This window comes from Phenylobacterium sp. (genome assembly GCF_035569475.1).
GTDB lineage: Bacteria > Pseudomonadota > Alphaproteobacteria > Caulobacterales > Caulobacteraceae > Phenylobacterium.
In genome coordinates this window covers 19,072-35,907 of record NZ_DATMNA010000076.1, presented here as the reverse complement: position 1 = coordinate 35,907, position 16,836 = coordinate 19,072, and the positions used below count along the sequence as shown (strand labels likewise).

General features: G+C 69.7%; 15 protein-coding genes. 9 read left to right on the top strand and 6 right to left on the bottom strand.

Annotation, left to right across the window (positions count from 1 at the left end; translation table 11 throughout):
• Positions 1 to 2,811 (bottom strand): M14 metallopeptidase family protein, encoded by a 2,811-nt coding sequence (locus tag VNW53_RS11470; protein ID WP_325555792.1) that lies wholly within the window; start codon positions 2,809 to 2,811, stop codon positions 1 to 3.
• A gap of 228 nt (positions 2,812 to 3,039) precedes the next feature.
• Between VNW53_RS11470 and VNW53_RS11465 the strand changes: the two genes are divergently transcribed.
• On the top strand, positions 3,040 to 3,654 hold the full coding sequence (locus VNW53_RS11465; protein ID WP_325555791.1) for a TetR/AcrR family transcriptional regulator: 615 nt from the start codon (positions 3,040 to 3,042) through the stop codon (positions 3,652 to 3,654).
• Positions 3,651 to 4,589, top strand: coding sequence for a hypothetical protein (locus VNW53_RS11460; RefSeq protein ID WP_325555790.1), 939 nt, complete (start codon positions 3,651 to 3,653; stop codon positions 4,587 to 4,589). The genes VNW53_RS11465 and VNW53_RS11460 overlap by 4 nt, the downstream gene beginning before the upstream one ends.
• Positions 4,590 to 4,603: 14 nt before the next feature.
• Here VNW53_RS11460 and VNW53_RS11455 read toward each other — a convergent pair whose 3' ends face one another.
• Both VNW53_RS11455 and VNW53_RS11450 read right to left on the bottom strand, forming a co-directional pair.
• On the bottom strand, positions 4,604 to 5,398 hold the full coding sequence (locus VNW53_RS11455; RefSeq protein WP_325555789.1) for a helix-turn-helix domain-containing protein: 795 nt from the start codon (positions 5,396 to 5,398) through the stop codon (positions 4,604 to 4,606).
• A 7-nt stretch (positions 5,399 to 5,405) separates the two neighbouring features.
• Entirely contained in the window at positions 5,406 to 6,788 is a 1,383-nt protein-coding gene (locus VNW53_RS11450) for an amino acid permease (RefSeq protein ID WP_325555788.1), read from the bottom strand.
• Between the two features lie 73 nt (positions 6,789 to 6,861).
• On the opposite strand from VNW53_RS11450, the gene VNW53_RS11445 reads away from it, so the two are divergent.
• The gene (locus tag VNW53_RS11445) at positions 6,862 to 8,007 is read left to right on the top strand and encodes an aminotransferase class V-fold PLP-dependent enzyme (RefSeq protein WP_325555787.1); all 1,146 of its coding nucleotides are present in this window, start codon (positions 6,862 to 6,864) and stop codon (positions 8,005 to 8,007) included.
• Positions 8,008 to 8,078: 71 nt separating this feature from the next.
• The gene (locus tag VNW53_RS11440) at positions 8,079 to 9,422 is read left to right on the top strand and encodes an amidohydrolase family protein (RefSeq protein ID WP_325555786.1); all 1,344 of its coding nucleotides are present in this window, start codon (positions 8,079 to 8,081) and stop codon (positions 9,420 to 9,422) included.
• 56 nt (positions 9,423 to 9,478) lie between these two features.
• On the opposite strand, the gene VNW53_RS11435 is transcribed toward VNW53_RS11440, so the two are convergent.
• Positions 9,479 to 10,540 carry a hypothetical protein gene (locus VNW53_RS11435; protein WP_325555785.1) on the bottom strand — a complete coding sequence of 354 codons (1,062 nt, stop codon included), beginning with the start codon at positions 10,538 to 10,540 and terminating at the stop codon, positions 9,479 to 9,481.
• A gap of 163 nt (positions 10,541 to 10,703) precedes the next feature.
• Here VNW53_RS11435 and VNW53_RS11430 point away from each other — a divergent pair, with 163 nt between their 5' ends.
• Together VNW53_RS11430 and VNW53_RS11425 are read left to right on the top strand one after the other, a co-directional pair.
• Positions 10,704 to 12,383: a sulfatase-like hydrolase/transferase gene (locus VNW53_RS11430; protein WP_325555784.1), complete on the top strand. Its 1,680-nt coding sequence runs from the start codon at positions 10,704 to 10,706 to the stop codon at positions 12,381 to 12,383.
• A gap of 17 nt (positions 12,384 to 12,400) precedes the next feature.
• Positions 12,401 to 12,838: a hypothetical protein gene (locus VNW53_RS11425; protein ID WP_325555783.1), complete on the top strand. Its 438-nt coding sequence runs from the start codon at positions 12,401 to 12,403 to the stop codon at positions 12,836 to 12,838.
• Positions 12,839 to 12,889: 51 nt separating this feature from the next.
• On the opposite strand, the gene VNW53_RS11420 is transcribed toward VNW53_RS11425, so the two are convergent.
• Together VNW53_RS11420 and VNW53_RS11415 are read right to left on the bottom strand one after the other, a co-directional pair.
• Complete coding sequence (locus VNW53_RS11420; RefSeq protein WP_325555782.1) at positions 12,890 to 13,306, bottom strand: DUF1330 domain-containing protein; 417 nt, start codon at positions 13,304 to 13,306, stop codon at positions 12,890 to 12,892.
• Positions 13,306 to 14,220, bottom strand: a complete 915-nt coding sequence (locus VNW53_RS11415; protein ID WP_325555781.1) for a haloalkane dehalogenase — start codon at positions 14,218 to 14,220, stop codon at positions 13,306 to 13,308. Before VNW53_RS11415 ends, VNW53_RS11420 begins: the two co-directional genes overlap by 1 nt.
• A gap of 203 nt (positions 14,221 to 14,423) precedes the next feature.
• Between VNW53_RS11415 and VNW53_RS11410 the strand changes: the two genes are divergently transcribed.
• The 3 genes from VNW53_RS11410 (at position 14,424) to VNW53_RS11400 (ending at position 16,830) form a co-directional block, all read left to right on the top strand.
• Entirely contained in the window at positions 14,424 to 15,026 is a 603-nt protein-coding gene (locus VNW53_RS11410; RefSeq protein ID WP_325555780.1) for a TetR/AcrR family transcriptional regulator, read from the top strand.
• Positions 15,027 to 15,270: 244 nt separating this feature from the next.
• Positions 15,271 to 16,041 carry a response regulator gene (locus VNW53_RS11405; RefSeq protein WP_325555779.1) on the top strand — a complete coding sequence of 257 codons (771 nt, stop codon included), beginning with the start codon at positions 15,271 to 15,273 and terminating at the stop codon, positions 16,039 to 16,041.
• A gap of 90 nt (positions 16,042 to 16,131) precedes the next feature.
• Positions 16,132 to 16,830, top strand: a complete 699-nt coding sequence (locus VNW53_RS11400; RefSeq protein WP_325555778.1) for a response regulator transcription factor — start codon at positions 16,132 to 16,134, stop codon at positions 16,828 to 16,830.
• Positions 16,831 to 16,836: the final 6 nt, after the last annotated feature.

Below are 16,836 nucleotides of genomic sequence, written 5' to 3'. Positions count from 1 at the left end.
TCAGTCGCCGTGCGCCCCGGCGGGCGCCTTGCCGGCCGCCGCCGGGCCGTATTCCAGGGCGTTGAAGACGAACTTGAAGGTGCCGTAGGACTGGCCGCGCATGGCGACTTCCGGCCCGAGCAGGAAGAGTTTGCCCTTCCCGTAGTTGGCGTCGACCACGCCCACCGTCCCGTCCAGCGCCTTCTGGCCCCAGGCCCAGCCGCTGAGCAGCGGGTCGGCGCCCTCGAACCAGGACACCTGCCGGGCCTTGTCCGGGGCGGTGATCTTGAACACCGGGCTGCTATCGAAGAAGACGTCGACCTTGTCGGCGAAGCCGAAGCCGAGCGGCTCCTTGTTGTCGACCTTGGCCGAGAGGATGGAGCCGGGGATGTAGAACTTGGTCGACGGCAGGGGCGCGAGCTTGCCGTCCTTGCCGGGCGCGGCCAGGCCGTTCTCGGTCAGCTTCAGATATTCGCCAAGCCGGGTCGAACTGCCGAGCGCCACCGCCGTGCCGCCCTTGTCGATGAAGGCCTGGACCTGCGGCAGGGTCTTTTCCGCCGTCACCCGGCCCAGCATCTTGCGATACTGCTCGGGCACCTCTTCGGCCGTGGGCAGGCCGCGCCCGCCGCCACCGCCGCCGTAGCGGCTGTCGCCGCCCGGAATGGCCCCGTCGACAAACAGCAGCACGTCGTACTTGGCGTTGAGGTTCCCGGCGTCCAGCTCGGGCGCATAGACCAGGGTGTAGGGGAACTCGAACTGCTCCACGACCCACTGCATCCAGCCGGAGGTGATCAGGCCGCCGTAGCTGTCGACGATGCCGATGCGCGGGGTCTTGAGCGCGATCTTCTCGCCCTTGGGCGCCGAGCTCATGGCGTAGGCGTTGATGCCCAGGTCGGCGACGCTCTTGCCGACGATGGCCTTGGCCGCGCCGGTGGCCGGAACCCAGACCGAGCCCGGCCCGAACGACTGGCCGTCGGCGGTGACGGCGTCCTTGACCCAATAGACCGGGACCTTGGCCTTCTGCAGCCGGTTGGTGAGGGTGAAGCTGTTGTTGGTCCTGTGGTCCAGGATCCAGCCCGCGCCGCCGGAGCCCACGATCCTGCCCGGCGGCGGCGCCATGACCTCGGTGATCGGCTGGAAGGGGCCTGAGAAGCCGTCGAGGATGCGGTCGTACTTCACCCCCATCTGGTAGCTCAGGTTATAGCCGGTGATGTCGTAGGGCTTGATCGGCGGGCCGCCCGGGTACTCGAAGTCCTGCGGGTGGTCCTGCGGCTCGAACATGTCGAGCACGTGCGGCCGGTAGGCCTGGTCGCAGAGCACCACATAGCTGCCGGCCGGATAGGTCTTGCCCTTGACGGTGAAGGGCGCCGTGGCCTTGTCCACCACCACGCCCGACTTGATCAGCGCGTTCAGGAACTTGATCGTCGTAGGCATGTCCGGCTGGTCGGGGGTCAGGATGTAGCCGCGCGGATCGCGCTCGGCCGGATCGTGCAGGACGGTGTCGTAGAGCTTGGCGTCCACCACCGTGCTCTGGTCGCCGTTGCCGGCCAGGCCGTCGCCGCCCCGGGCGCGCGGCGCGGGCCCGGCGGCCTTGGCCGCCTCGACCACTGCGGCCACCCGCTTGGGCGTCACGGTCCAGTTGTCCTGGCTGCCCCGCTTGATGGAGTTCTTGCCCATCAGGTAGCGGTTGTAGAGCACGTCCTCGCGGTTCTTGGACGCATAGTCCATCACCGCCCGGTTCATGGTCTTCACGTACTCGACGGTCTGGCGGAAGTGCCAGGTCTGCGGCGCCACGGGATAGAGCTCGTCCTGGTTGGAGAGCTGCTTGGACGGCACGAACGGCAGTTGCATCGGGGTCGGGCTGCCGATGATCTCGGTCAGGATGCCCACCACGTTGTGGAAATAGCCGGTGGTCCTCAGGCCCCCGTTGAACCAGGTCGAATAGGGCGCGCCCGACCGCTCCGCCGAGCCCGGCTTGTCCTCGGCGATCAGCCGGCCGTGCATGGCCGCCGAGACCCCGTCCAGCTCGCTGAGCACCAGCGGGTCGAAGTGGTAGTTCGACGGATTGCGGAACGGCGGCACGAAGACCACTGCGCCCAGCGGGCCGGTCTGGTGCTCGTTGTAGACGATCTGCGGGAACCAGTCCTTGAACATCGCTCGGTTGATCGCCGTCGTCTCGGGCTGGTTCGACATGTAGTATTCGCGGTTGTTGTCGTGCCCGACGTAGCGCTGGTAGATCACCGGCAGGTCGGCGAGGCTGCGCGCCTTCGGGTCGGCCTTTCGCATGTACCAGTCGGCGACAAGCTGCTGGCCGTCCGGGTTGGGCAGGACGAACAGGGTGACGTCGTCGTTCAGCAGACGCAGGGTCTCCGGGTCGTTCTTCGACAGCATCTCGTAGACGATCTGGATCTGCGACTGGGCGGACGAGACCTCGCTGGCGTGCAGGCCGCCGTCGATCCAGACCATGGCCTTGCCCTCGCGCGCCAGGGCGTGGGCCTGCTCATCGCTCAGGCCCTTGGCCAGCGCCAGCTTCTGGGAGATCTCGCGAAGGTGGTCGAGGTTCTTCAGGTTCTGCGGCGAGGAGACGACGGCCATCCAGATCTCGCGGCCTTCGACGCTCTTGCCGAGGCTGACCAGCTTCATGCGGTCGCTCTCGGCGGCCAGCTTCTTCCAGTAGGCGGTGGTCTGGTCGTAGTTGGCCAGGAAGTAGTCGTCGCCCGGCTCGGAGCCGTTGAACGCCTGCTTGGGCGTGGTGATGTGCTGCGTCTGGGCAACCCCCGCGCTCTGCCACGCCAGGGCCAGGGCCACGCCCGCGAACAACGCCGATTTCATGCAGATCCCCCATCCGACACGCGGGTTCCGATACAGCCGGCCCCGCAGGATGCGGCGACCCTAGCTCGCCGCTGGCGCGAGTCGAGCCCTAAGCGTCAGCACAACGCCACTCTTTGATTGCGGGTTGGAAACAGCGGTGACGGTCGTTCGTGGGCGGACGCTTCGGACGGCTTGGCAGGTGGCCTTTTGTTACGTAACGTAGCAAGTCCTCGGGAGCCAAGGCGCGCCATGCAGACGACCCTCCAGGCCCCTCCGCGCGGCGCGCGCATGGCCCATCCGGCGCGGGCCGTGCAGTTGCTCGACGTGGTGGAGAAGCTGGCGCTCGGCGAGGGCCTGGCGTCGGTCACCATGCAGCGGATCGCCGACGTCGCGGGCGTCGCCAAGCCGGTGGTCTATCGCCATTTCGCCAACGCCAGCGAGGCTCTGCTGACGGTGCTGGAGCGCCGCTGGGCGGAGATCGACACCGATCTCGACGCCATCTTCCGCGGCGGTCCGGACTTCGAAGCCTCGGTCGTCGAGCGGGTCGAGCACTATCTGGTCGCCATGGCCTCCGACCGCTACCGGATCCGCAAGCTGCTGGCGGTCGCCGATGGCGATCCGGTGGTCTTCCAGGCCTGGCGCAAACGGCTGGACCGGCGGACGCGGGACCTGGCCGCCATCCTGGCCCAGGCCCACGGCGTCGCGCCCGGCGCGGCCCAGACGCTCGCCACCCTGTGCATCGGCGCCCTGTCGCGCCTGGGGGACAAGATCGCCGACGCGCCGGAGCCCGCGCCCGCCCAGGCCCGCCGTTTCGCCCGCTTCATCGCCGGCGGCCTCGCGGCCGCCAAGGGAGACGCAGAATGATGATCGACAGACGCCTCGCCACCGCGGGCCTGCTCGGGCTCGCGGCAACCTCGGCGCGGACCGCCGGCGCGCGCGGGGTGGTCGAGGGCCAGCCGACCTGGAGCGAGTCGGCGATGGTCCTCTACTTCGACCCCGAGCTGAGGAACGGCCTGTCGCTGCGCATCTCGCGCTATCCGGACCGCGGCGCGACCTGGGTCTGGCTGCACCTGCTGGTGGACGGGGAGCTCTACGCATTCACCGACAGCGCCGTGCCCTGCTCGCCCGAGCACACCACCGCCGAGCAGCCGACGGCGATCTATCCTTGCCCCGGGCTGAAGGTGAGCATCTCGCGGCTCGGCCCGTCGGCGGAGCTGAAGGCCATGTCGTTCAGCGCCGAACTGATGGCCCACCGCGGCGCGAGCGGGACCGACGGCCCGGGCCGCAGCCCGGTCAAGGTGGAGGGCGTGTTCCATCCCGGCCCGCTGCACGCGGGCTCGCCCGCCGGGCGCTTCGAGCGCACCGGCCGGGTCGAGGCCACCGTGCGCGCGGGCGGCAGGACGGTGCGGCTCTCCGGGGTCGGCAAGGCCCACGAGCAGACCCAGACCAACCCGCGGTTCACCGCCCCCTTCACCTACGCCATGCTGTGGAGCGCCGACGCTGGCCTGATCGGGCTCCTGAGCCCCGCGCGGGGCTATGGCGACCTGGACGCCGATGGGGTCGACACGCCGCTCGCCGCGTTCCGGATCGAGAAATGGGCGCCCACCCGCCGCTTCGTCGCCGTGCTGAAGGACGGCCGGCGGGTGGAGGGTTCGGCCGAGACGGTGCAGCGCTACGAGGTGCCGATCTTCGGCCGGCGCTGGTACGGCCGCGTGGTGCGCGCCGATGTCGGCGGCCGCCCCATGGTCGGCATGATCAACGACTGGAAGCCGGACGAGCAGCCCTACGGCTTGGCCTAGATCCTGTCCCGGCTCTAGGGACCGGCGGGCTCGGTGCGCGCGCGAGCCGCCTCGAGGCCGGCGGAAATCTCGTCGGCGAGGGCCGAGACCAGCGGCAGGTAGCGGCGCGTCGCCTGCGCCTCGGTCATGGTCGAGCGGTAGTAGAAGAAGGCCAGCGCGCCCAACGGCCCGTCCTGGCCCGGCTCCATCACCGGCACCGCGAAGCTGCGCGTCGGGTTGGTGCGCGGCCGCTCGGTCGTGGCGTAGCCGTCGGTCCGCACCCGCGCCAGCAGGGCGTCCAGCTCCACGCGCCGCTCCGGCAGGGCGAGCGCGTCGCCGGCGGCGCGCAGGACGTTCAGCACGAAGCTGCGCTCGTCGTCCGAGCACCAGGCGAAATAGGCGCGGCCGACCGCGCTCTGCAGCATGCCGACCCGCCGGTTCAGGAAGTTCTCCTCCCGGGCGAACGGGCTGATGTGGCGGGTCGAGAAGCGGACCAGCATGCTGTCCGTCTCGCTGGTGGCCAGCGACACCTGCCACTTGTGGCGGCGCGTGAAGGCCTCCATCAGCGGCCGCGCGACGTCGACCACCAGGTCGCGGTGGCGCACCCCCGAGGACAGGCGCAGCACCGCGTCGGTGAGGCAATAGCCCTCGCGCCGCGAGACCCGCACCACGTAGCCCGCCTCGATCAGGGTCTCCAGAAGGCGCACCAGGGACGACTTCGGCAGGCCGGTGATCGAATGCAGGGTCGAGAGCGAGCTCACCCGGCTGCGGTTCATGGCCTCGATGACCGCGAGGCCCCGGGTCAGCGACTGGACGAAGTCCTTCTCCATGGTCGCCTCAGGCTGGCTGGACGCGGTGGCCTCGCCGCAGGAGGACATAGGCCAGGGAAAGCAGGACCAGCCAGGGCGCGCCGACGATCCAGGAGATGTTCCAGAACTCGGTGTCGAGCCCCATGGTGATCAGGATGGCGGCCAGCAGGACAAGGCCCGCGATCTGCATCCACGGGAAGAACGGCATCCGCACCGGCAGGTCCTCGGCCCTGTTCCGGCGGCGAAAGGCCAGGTGGCTGAACAGGATGGTCATCCAGGTGAAGATCGCCCCGAACGTCGCGACGCCAAAGAGGTCGTTGTAGGCCAGCGGCGTGAACCTCGACAGCGCGGCCGCCGCCAGGATCGCCGCGCCGGAGACCACGATGGCCGCGGTCGGCGCCCCGGCGGCGCTGAGCCGGCCCAGGCGCCTGGGCGCATAGTCGCCTCGCGAGAGCGAGAACAGCATCCGCCCGGCGAGATAGGTGTTGGCGTTCATGCTGGAGAGCGCCGCGGTCAGCACCACGAAGTTCATCACCCCTGCCGCGTAGGGCACACCGGTGTGGGCGAAAACCCGGACGAACGGGCTCTGCTCGACGATCTTCGCGCCGGTGTCGGTCCAGGGGATGAAGCTGACCACGATGGTGAGCGCGAGCAGGTAGAAGAGGCCGAGCCTCAGCGCCATGGAGCGCAGGGCCGCCGGGATCGCCGCCTTCGGGTCCGGGGTCTCGGCGGAGGTCACCGCGATCAGCTCGATGCCGGTGAACGAGAAGATCCCCATGATCACCCCCATCCAGATCCCCTTGAGCCCATGCGGGGCGAAGCCGCCCGGCAGGCCGGTGAGGTTGTGGAAACCCACCGCCGCCTGGCCGACGCCGAGGATCGCCGCCCCGCCCAGGACGATGAACAGCAGGATGGCGGTCACCTTGATGGTCGCGAACCAGTACTCGAAGGTCCCGAAGTTCTTCACCGAGCGGGAATTGATGAACACGATGCCGACGGCGAAGGCGATGGCCCAGACCCAGACCGGCACGCCGGGAAACCAGAAGCCCATGTAGGTCCCGGCCGCCACCGCCTCGCCCCCGATGGCGATCACCTGGGCGAACCAGTAGGTGTAGCGCACGAGAAAGCCGATCCACGGGCTGAGGTAGGTCTCGGCGTAGACCCCGAACGAGCCCGCCGCCGGGTGCATCACCGCCATCTCCGAGAGGCTGAGCACGATGACCACGGCGATGAAGGCGGCGATGGCGTAGCTGACGACGACGGCGGGCCCGGCGTAGCCGATGGCGATGCCGGAGCCCATGAACAGGCCCGTGCCGATGGCGCCGCCCAGGCCGATCATGGTGATCTGGGCGCGAGTCAGGCCCTTGCTCAGTCCCGCCTCGCGCTCGATGATCGCGTCTTCGTCGCCCAACAGTCAGCCCCCCGGACAGTCCCCGCCTCATGAACGCAGGATTCCAGACGCGCACAAGAGCGGGCGCCGCGGCGTGAGCGCCGATTGGGCGGCCTTCCGCGCGCTGTTCCCGACCCTTCGACACAAGGCCTATCTGGCCAGCGGCTCCTATGGCCTGCTGGGCGCGCCGGTCGAGGCGGCGATCCGGCGCTATATGGAAGACCGGCTGGAGAAGGGCGCCGACTGGGGTGGCTGGGTGGCCAGGGCCGAGGCGGTGCGCGACGGCATGGCGGCCCTGCTGAACGCCGGCGCCGACGAGATCGCGGTGACGGCCTCGGCCTCGGCGGGCATCAATGCCCTGGCCAGCGCGCTCGACGTCTCAGGGGCCCGCAACAAGGTGGTGGTGTCCAACTTCGAGTTCCCCACGGGGGCGCAGATCTGGCACGCCCAGGAACGGCGCGGCGCTGTCGTGGAGCATGTGCCGGAAGGCCCGGACGGCGGCATCCCGCTGGCTCACTTCGAGCGGGCCATCGACGAGCGGACGAAGCTCGTGCAGGTCACCCACGTCTGCTACCGCAACGGCCAGCGGCTGGACGTGGCGGGCGTGGCCAGGATCGCCCACGAGCGCGGCGTGCTGGTGCTGCTGGACTGCTTCCAGTCGGTGGGCGCCCTGGAGGTCGATGTAAAGGCGCTGGGCGTCGACTTCGCGGTGGGCGGGATGCTGAAGTACCTGCTGGGGACCGCGGGGATCGGCTTCCTCTACGCGGACCGCCGCCGGATCGCCGAGATGGTCCCCACCGTCGGCGGCTGGTTCGCCCAGGCCGACACCAACGCCATGGACATCTTCGCCAACGACCCCTCGCCCACGGCCGCGCGCTTCCAGGCCGGCACCCCGCCGGTGATGAACTGCTACGCCGCCGAGGCGGGCGTCGGGCTGATCCAGGCGGTCGGCGTGGCGGCCATCGAGGCCCGCATCCGCGACCTGACTGGCGAGGCCATGGACCGGCTGGCCGAGGCCGGCTGCAAGCTCGCCACCCCGCGCGAGGACGCCCGCCGCGGGCCGCAGGTGGCGATCCGCTCGACCGACGCGGCGGCGCTCACCGAGCGGCTGGCCGAACGCGGGGTGATCGCCTCGTGGCGTGACGGCAACGTGCGGGCGATGTTCCACGCCTATAACGATGTCTCCGACATAGGCGCCCTGGTCGAGGGCCTGACGGCGCACCGGGAACTGCTGGCCTGACGTCGCAGGGCCGCTAAGGTGCCGCTCGGGGATGGCCGCAGGTCGCGGCCACAGTATCGGGGATCAGCATCATGAAACGAGCAGCGCTTCTGGCGGCCTGCGTGGCCGTGGCGTTCGCGCCCCTCAGCGCGCGGGCCGAGGCCTGGGCGATCGAGCACGTCACCCTCATCGACGGGACCGGCCACGCGCCGCAGCCCGACATGACGGTGACCGTCGACGGCGGCAGGATCGCCGCGGTCACGCCCAGCGCGCTCGCGAAGTCGCCCAAGGGCCATATGATCGACGCCCACGGCAAATACCTGATGCCGGGCCTGATGGACGTCCACATCCACCTGCACGGGGGCGTCGACCAGCAGACCGACACGGCGGAGACCCGGACCCAGGCCCTGGCCGGCTATCTCTACTCCGGCGTCACCACCATCTACGACGCGGGCAACCAGACCGAAAACATCCTGCCGCTCCGCGCCGCCGAGCGGGCGGGCAGGATCGCCTCGCCACGCATCTTCGCCACCGGCAACCTGATCACCTATCCGGGTAGCCACGGCACGGGCATGGCGGTGAACGTCCAGGACTTCGAGAAGGACAAGGACAAGCTCGACAGGCACATCGCCGAGCAGCAGCCCGACGTCGTCAAGCTGACCCTGGAGGAAGAAGGCTGGGGCGCACGGCCGATGATCACGCTGATGCCGGAACCGCTGCTCCGGGACATCATCCGCTACTACAACCTGCACGGCATCCGCACGACGATCCACGTGTCGTCGGAGCTGCGCGCCGAGGAAGCGATCTTCGCCGGGACCGACAGCCTCGCCCACCCGGTGATCCAGGGCCCGGTCAGCGACAGCTTCGTCAAGCTGATGGCGGCCAAGAAGACGCCCTTCGCCAGCACGCTGACCATCGGCGAGAACTACAGCCGCCTGGCCGAACACCCGGAATTTCTCGACCAGCCGCTCTATGCGGCGACCTTCAGCCCCGCCGATCGCCAGACCCTGAAGACCAAGGTCCGGGCCGAATACCAGGCCCGCATGTGGACCGCCTGGATGAAGCTGATGACCCCGGTCGCCGAGGAGAATATTCGCAAGGTCTGGGCCGCCGGCGGCGTCGTCGCGGCGGGCACGGACCAGTCGAGCGGGCCTGCCCTGCAACGTGAGCTGGAGCTGCTGGTCCAGGCCGGCATCAAGCCCTTCGACGTGCTCACCATCGCCACTCACAACGGCGCGGTCCTGTTGGGCAAGGCCGATACGTTGGGCTCCATCGAGCCCGGCAAGTTCGCCGACCTGCTGCTGCTCAACGCCGATCCCACCGCCGACATCGAGAACGTCAAGAAGATCGCCTTCGTGATGAAGGGCGGCCAGATCGTCGACGAAAGCAAACTGCCCCTGGCCGGCGGCCCGCAGAAGCGGCGCTTCACGCCCTGATCTCCACCCCCATTCCGCTCCCCTCCGCGAAAGCGGGATGAGCGACAAGAGGAAAGTCAGGCGGCCGAAGCGCCGGCGGGCAGCACGACCTCCAGCAATTCCAGATCCTCCGACGCTTTGCTCAACCCCCACGCCTCGCCCGCGGGAATGACGAAGGCGTCGGCGGAGCCGAGCGGGTGGGCGCCGGCGCGGTTCAGGGTCACGGAGCCCTCCAGCACGAAGCCGAAGAAGAACTCCGCGTCGTGCGGCGGCGCCACGAACCCGGGCGCGCCGGCGGGCCGGATCACCCGCACGTCGGCCAGGCCCCTCGTCGCATCCGCCATGCCGCTTTCCCGCGCCTCGAAACCGGTCGCGCCCAGCGGCGTCCAGGGCGTTTCGGCGGCCACGCTGTGCAGGAAGGTCTGGCCCCCAAAGTCCCGATCGGGCCGGAGCGCCGCCGTCGGCAGCTCCATCTGGTGGTCGGCCAGGGTCTCGTGCAAGGCCGGGCAGCCGATCTCCACCACCTCGAAGCCGGGCGAGCTTTCCAGCACCCGGTGGCGGATGCGCGGCGGCTGCAGCACGCAGTCGCCGGCCTGCATCAGGAACGGCGGCCCCTGATCCTCGTAGACCAGCCTCGCCCAGCCGCGCCGGCAGAAGATCATCTGGAAGCGGACCTTGTGGAAATGCACCCAGTCGGCCACCGGCCCGCCGTCGGGGATGGCGATGTGCGAGGCGATGAACCGCCCGCCCAGCCGGCCCGGGATCAGGTCGCGGTAGAGCATGCCCGCGCGGCCCTCGCCGGCGCCGGGACTGTCGGCCCGGCGGGTCAGCACGAACTCGGGCGCCGGCGGCGGGACCTCGACCGGCGGGTCGGGATCGACGAACTCGATCCGCGTGCCGTTGGGCGCGGTCAGTATGGGCGGCTCCGGCCGCGGATCGGCGGCCAGCCGGATCACGCCCGGATCGCCCTCGCCGGGCGCGAGCCGCAGCCGCAGGCCGTGGCCGGAGATCACCGCCACCTGCGGATCGTCGGCGGGGAAGATGGTCTCCACCCGGAACCCCAGCTCGCCGGTGAAGAACGCCAGGGCGGGCGCGAGGTCCGCGCAGGGCAGTTGAACCTCGCCGGGTCCCAGAACCATTCCAAACTCCCCAAGAGACCCGGCCGCCGGCTTCGCGCCGATGCTAGCGGGCCGCGGCCCTGGAGCAAGGCCTCGCCCCCGACCGGCGTTCGCCGACATCTATCGACATTGTGAATGTCACTATATAGGCTTCCCGTCGTCGAGCGACGCCGTGGGGGGCGCCATGAAGCTGTGGACCTGGCTGGGCGCGATCGCCCTGGTCATCGTGGCGACCCTGGGCGTCGCGTGGGGCAACAAGGCGACGATCTTCGCCATGGTCGCCCACGCACGGTTGCCGCACGTCGAGCCGAACCACGAGGTCGACTGGAACGAGGGCCCGCCCGGCGCCCCGCCCGGCCGGCGGCCGCCGAACGTGCTGTTCATCCTGGCCGACGACATGGGCTACAACGACATCACCTTCCACGGCGGCGGCGTCGCGCGGGGCGCCGTCCCGACCCCCAACATCGATTCCATCGGCCATCAGGGCGTCGACTTCCTGAACGGCTACTGCGGCAACGCCACCTGCGCCCCCTCGCGCGCGGCGATCATGACCGGCCGCTATCCCACCCGCTTCGGCTTCGAGTTCACGCCCGCGCCGGTGGCCTTCGAGAGGATGGTCGGGACCGAGGCCGAGCCGCACGCGGTGGTCGGACCCAAGTTCTTCAAGGACCGCCTGGCCCAGATGCCGCCCGGCTCCACGGCGGCCTCGACCTCGGCGGTCAACATGCTGAGCGTGCCCGCGAGCGAGATCACCATCGCCGAGGTGCTTAAGACCCGCGGCTACCACACCGTGCACCTGGGCAAGTGGCACCTGGGCGGGATCAAAGGGTCGCGGCCCGAGGACCAGGGCTTCGACGAAAGCCTGGGCTTCATTCCGGGCGCCTCGATGTACCTGCCCGAGCACGATCCGGGCGTGGTGAATTCCAAGCAGCCCTGGGATCCGATCGACAGGTTCCTGTGGCCGAACCTGCCCTACGCGGTGCAGTTCAACGGCAGTCCGATGTTCGCGCCGAAGGGCTACATGACCGACTACCTCACCGACGAGGCGGTCAAGGCGATCCGGGCCAACAGGAACCGGCCCTTCTTCATGTACTTCGCGCCGAACGCGATCCACACGCCGCTGCAGGCGACCAAGGCCGACTACGACGCCCTGCCGCAGATCAGGGACCACCGCTTGAGGGTCTACGGCGCCATGGTCCGCAACCTCGACCGGAACGTGGGCCGCATCCTCGCCGAGCTGAAGGCCGACGGCCTCGACCGGGACACGCTCGTCATCTTCACCAGCGACAACGGCGGCGCCGGCTACATCGGCCTTCCCGAGATCAACAAGCCCTACCGCGGGTGGAAGTCGACCTTCTTCGAAGGGGGTATCCACGCGCCGTTCTTCATGCGCTGGCCCGGCGTCATCGCGGCCAATTCCCGCTACAGCTATCCGGTCGGCCACATCGACATCTTCGCCACCGCCGCGGCGGCCGGCGGCGCGCAGGTTCCGAAGGACCGGGTGATCGATGGCGTGGACCTGTTGCCCTACATCCAGGGCAAGGCGCAGGGGCGGCCGCACCAGACGCTGTTCTGGCGCTCCGGCCAGTACAAGGTGGTGCTGGACGGCGACTGGAAGCTGCAGTCGAGCGAGGGCCAGCACAAGGTCTGGCTCTACGACATGGCCAACGACCCGACCGAGCGGCGCGAGTTGTCCGCGCTCCAGCCGGCGCGGACCAAGGCCATGCTGGCGCTGATCGCCGCCCAGGACGCCCAGAGCGTCAAGCCCCTGTGGCCGTCGCTCCTGCAAGGCCCGGTCTTCATCGACCATCCGAGCGGCGTCCCGCAGCGGCGGGGCGAGGAATACATCCTGTGGGACAACTGACCTCTGAGGACGCTGCCATGAGCTTCCTGCCACCCTCGACGAACGGGCAGTACCGCGGGGCGCGCTCCGCAGTCTGGTTCCTGGGCCTGGCCACGGTGCTGACCCTGATCCCGGGCCTGATCCACAGCTTCGCGCCCAGCGGCGGCGCCGAGGGGATCGCCGGGCTCGATCTCGGCGCGCAGCGCAGCCTGGTGATCGGCGTCTTCGGCTGGGAGGGCGCCACCCAGCTTGCGCTCGGGCTGGGCATGGCCGCGGTGGTCTGGCGCTACCAGCCGCTGACGCCGCTGTTCCTCGCCCTGGTCATCGTCGAGCGCGGCCTGATGAGCCTGCAGGGCTGGGTCCTGCGGCCGCCCGCGAACGGCCACCACCCGCCGGAGCACTATGGGAGCCCGGTGACGGTGGTGCTGGCGGCGGTCTTCCTGGCGCTGTCGCTGAGGCCGCGGAAGGCCAGCTAAGATAGCCATTCCATCACCTCTTTTTTTGGCGCCTTGATCGGGAGACCCACCTCAGAACCCCTTGCCCGGCTTGGTGCGGATGTTGAGCTGGCCGGCGAGGCCCGCTTTCCGGTGATGCTCGATAGCGTGCATCTCCGGCGACATCGCCATGGCCCGAAACGCCGCCAGCGAGGGGTATTCGGCCAGCGCGACCAGGTCCCACAGCTCCTCGACTTCGCCCAGCATCAGGCCCGTGACCGCGCCCGAATAGCGGACCTTGCCGCCCAGGCCCTCCACCAGCTTGCGCACGCCCGCGCCGTAGCGGGCGTAGGCCTCGGCGCCGGTGAGGCCGGCCCCGGAGCCGTCGGCATATTCCGCCTGCGCCTTGAACTTCAGCAGGTTGACCATGACGAAAGGCCCGTCCTCGGCGCCGCCGAAGAAGGCCATGGCCCGCGCCGCGGTCGGCATGACCTGGTTGACCACCTCCATCAGGCGAAGCCCTTCACGCGCCGGGCGATCATGCCGTCGATCAGCGTGGCGATCTCGTCGGGGCTGTCTTCCTGCAGGAAATGCCCGCCGTGCAGGGTCACGTGCGGCTCGCCCTTGGCGCCGGGGACGCGGGCCTGGAACACCGCCTCGCCGCCGCGGGTCACCTGGTCGCCGTCGCTGAAGGCCGTCAGGAACGGCTTGTCGAAAGCCTCCAGCGCCTTCCACGCCGCCTGGTTCTCGGCCACCGAGGCGTGCTCCGGCGTGACCGGCACCAGGGTCGGGAACTGGCGCGCGCCGGCCTTGTAGCGCTCGTCCGGGAACGGCGCCTCATAGGCGGCGATCTCGCCGGGGCTGAGGTCGCGGGCCGAGCCGCCGTTCAGGATGAAGCCGATCGGCAGTTCGGGGACCCGCTGGCTGAAGTCGCACCAGGCCCTGAAGCCCTCGGTCCAGCCCGTGCCGGTGGGCAGGCCGGTGTTGGCCACGACCACCCCGGCGAACGTTTCCGGAAAGGCGGCCACCAGGCGCAACCCGATCAGTCCGCCCCAGTCCTGGCAGAAGAGGGTCACGTCGCTCAGATCCATCAGGGCGAACCACTGGCTCATCCAGGCGACATGCCGCTCATAGGTGTAGTCCCCGCGGGCCGCCGGCTTGTCGGAGCGGCCAAAGCCGATCAGGTCCGGCGCTATGACCCGGCGACCTTGGGCAGCGAGGTTCGCGATGACCTTGCGGTAGAGGTAGGCCCAGGACGGCTCGCCGTGCATCAGCAGCACCACCGGCCCGTCCCGCGGCCCTTCGTCCACAAAGTGCAGCCGCAGCGGCGTGCGGTCCGCATCGATCAGGGTGGCGTAGCGCGGCGCGAAGGGCCAGTCGACGAGGCCTTCAAAACGCTCGTCGGGGGTTCTCAGGGTCTCCACCTCGCGGCTCCTCCAGTTGACGCCTTGGAATATAGTGGCAATATGCGTGTCACTATCCCCGACTGCCGTCAAGCTTTCGGGAGAGCTCCGGCTGAGCGGCATCCGAGACGCTTCCACGGGACCCTCCGATTGGGCCATGATGGCGACGCGCCGAACCTGACCGACGCTTGAACCCCATCCGCCGGGCCCGAGGAGAGATGCGCATGACCGATCCCGTCGCCCTCTCTCCCGCGCCCGCCGACGCCTCGAGCGACGGCCGCCGCCGGCGCGGGCAGGACAACCGCGCCCGGATCGTCGCGGCCATGCTGGAGATCATCCACTCCGGCGACATGGCGCCCAGCGCCGAGCAGGTGGCCGCGCGCGCCGACGTCGGCCTGCGCACCGTCTTCCGCCACTTCCAGGACATGGACAGCCTCTACCGCGAGATGTCCGGGGTGATTTCCGCCGAGGTCCGCGCCTGGGCCGAGCGGCCGTTCAAGGCGCAGGACTGGCGCGGGCGGGTGCTGGAGCTGGTCGAGCGGCGGGCCTACGCCTTCGAGAAGATCGCGCCCTTCCTGCGCGCCTCGACCATCTTCCGCCATCGGTCGAAGCACCTGGAGGCGGACCACACCCAGTTCGTGACGGCGCAGCGGGAGATCCTGAAGCGCCAGTTGCCGCCGGCCGTGGCGCGCGACCAGCTCAAGCTGGACATCCTCGACCTGCTGCTCAGCTTCGAAACCTGGTCGCGACTGCGCAACGAACAGGGGCTGTCGCCCAAGCGCGCGCAGGAGACCCTGGCCGCCGCCTTGCGCCGGATCGTCGACTGAGGGCGGGACCGGCGCGGCTGCGCGCCACGGGTTTACAAGGTAAGCCGGCGATATAGGTGCAAATGCACATACCTGTCCCGGATAATCAAATTTCTGTCCCCTCAGAGCAAGCTTGGCCGCCGTTAACCATGTAGGGGAACCGCCGCGAATCACCCCCTCGGGGACTGAACCGGCGGCCGCCCGGCCACGGTTCCTTCACAGGGTGATCGTTCTCGGAAACCCTAGTTCGAAATCGACGACCGAAATGCGCCCAGAGTTTCTCCATGACCGTGTTTCCGACGCGTTTTCAAGCCCGTCGACGGCTCTGGCAAACCCCAAAGCGGCGCCCGCGGCGGCCGGCGGGGCACGCGACCTCTACGACCTGCTGGCCGTGGTCATCGGCGTCTGCGAGTCCCTGGCGAAGAACCTGAAGGCCTCGCCACAACACGCCGAGCTGGCCCGGGTGGGCATGCTCGCCGCCGACCGCGCGGCGGGCCTGTTGGCCGGCCTCAGGCTCGACAGCGGCTCGGCCGGCGACGGCCCGGCGACGTCCCAGGCCTTGCCCGTAGACGACATGCCGCCCCAGGGCCAGGAGCGGGCGCGCAGGGTGCTGCTGGTGGAGGACGACCCCGACCTGCTCCTGCTGCTCACCGCGGCCTTCGTCCGCGAAGGCTTCCAGACCTACTGCGCCAGGAACGGCCGCGTCGGCGTCGAGCTGCTGCAGGCGCTGCAGCCCGACCTCATGGTCACCGACATCGTCATGCCGGAGATGGAGGGGATCGGCACGATCATGGAGGCGCGCCGCGTCGCGCCCGACACCCGGGTCATCGCCATCTCCGGCGGCGGCCACTACGGGCGCAGCCAGAACTTCCTGGTCTGGGCCCAGGAGCTGGGCGCCGATGAGGTCCTGGCCAAGCCGTTCCGTATGTCCTCGCTGATCACCGCCGCCCGGGTGGTGCTCGACCGGCCGCCGTCCGGGCCGCCGGGCTACGAGGCCGAAGCCGCCCACGGGCCCGGGATCGCCATCGCGCCGTAGGGCCCCCCGCCGTCGCACCGACCCGGCGACCGCGTCCGCGGCGCCGACCCCTTCCGCCTGCCCAACGCCAGAAAAACCAAGGAGACCAGGATGCGCGTATTGCTGATCGAAGACGACCGCGCCGCGGCGCGCAGCGTCGAGCTGATGCTCACGGCCGAGAGGTTCAATGTCGAGATCGCCGGGTCCGGCGAGCACGGCCTCGACCTGGCCCAGGCCTACGGCTTCGACCTGATCCTGCTCGACCTGAACCTGCAGGACATGAGCGGCCAGGACGTGCTGCGCGCCCTGCGCTGCGCCAAGGTCCAGACGCCGGTGATCATCCTGACCGGCTCCGGCGAGGTGGCGGCCAAGGTGCGCGCCTTCGCCGGCGGGGCCGACGACTACCTGGTCAAGCCGTTCCACAAGGACGAGCTCACCGCCCGGGCGCGCGCGGTCATCCGACGTTCCAGCGGCCACGCGGATTCGACGATCACCGTGGGCGACGTCACCCTCAACCTCGACGCCCGCACCGTGCACGTGAACGGCGTGCGGGTGCATCTTACCGGGAAGGAATACCAGACGCTCGAGCTGCTCGCGCTTCGGCGCGGCAAGACGCTGCACAAGGACGTCTTCCTCACCAGCCTCTACGGCGGCATGGACGAACCCGGCGGCAAGATCATCGACGTGTTCATCTGCAAGCTGCGCCAGAAGCTGGCGACCGCCTCCGACCGCCAGCACATCGAGACCGTCTGGGGCGGCGGCTATGTGATGCGCGACCCCGACGACGTCCTCGCCACGCGGGCCGCATGACCCGGG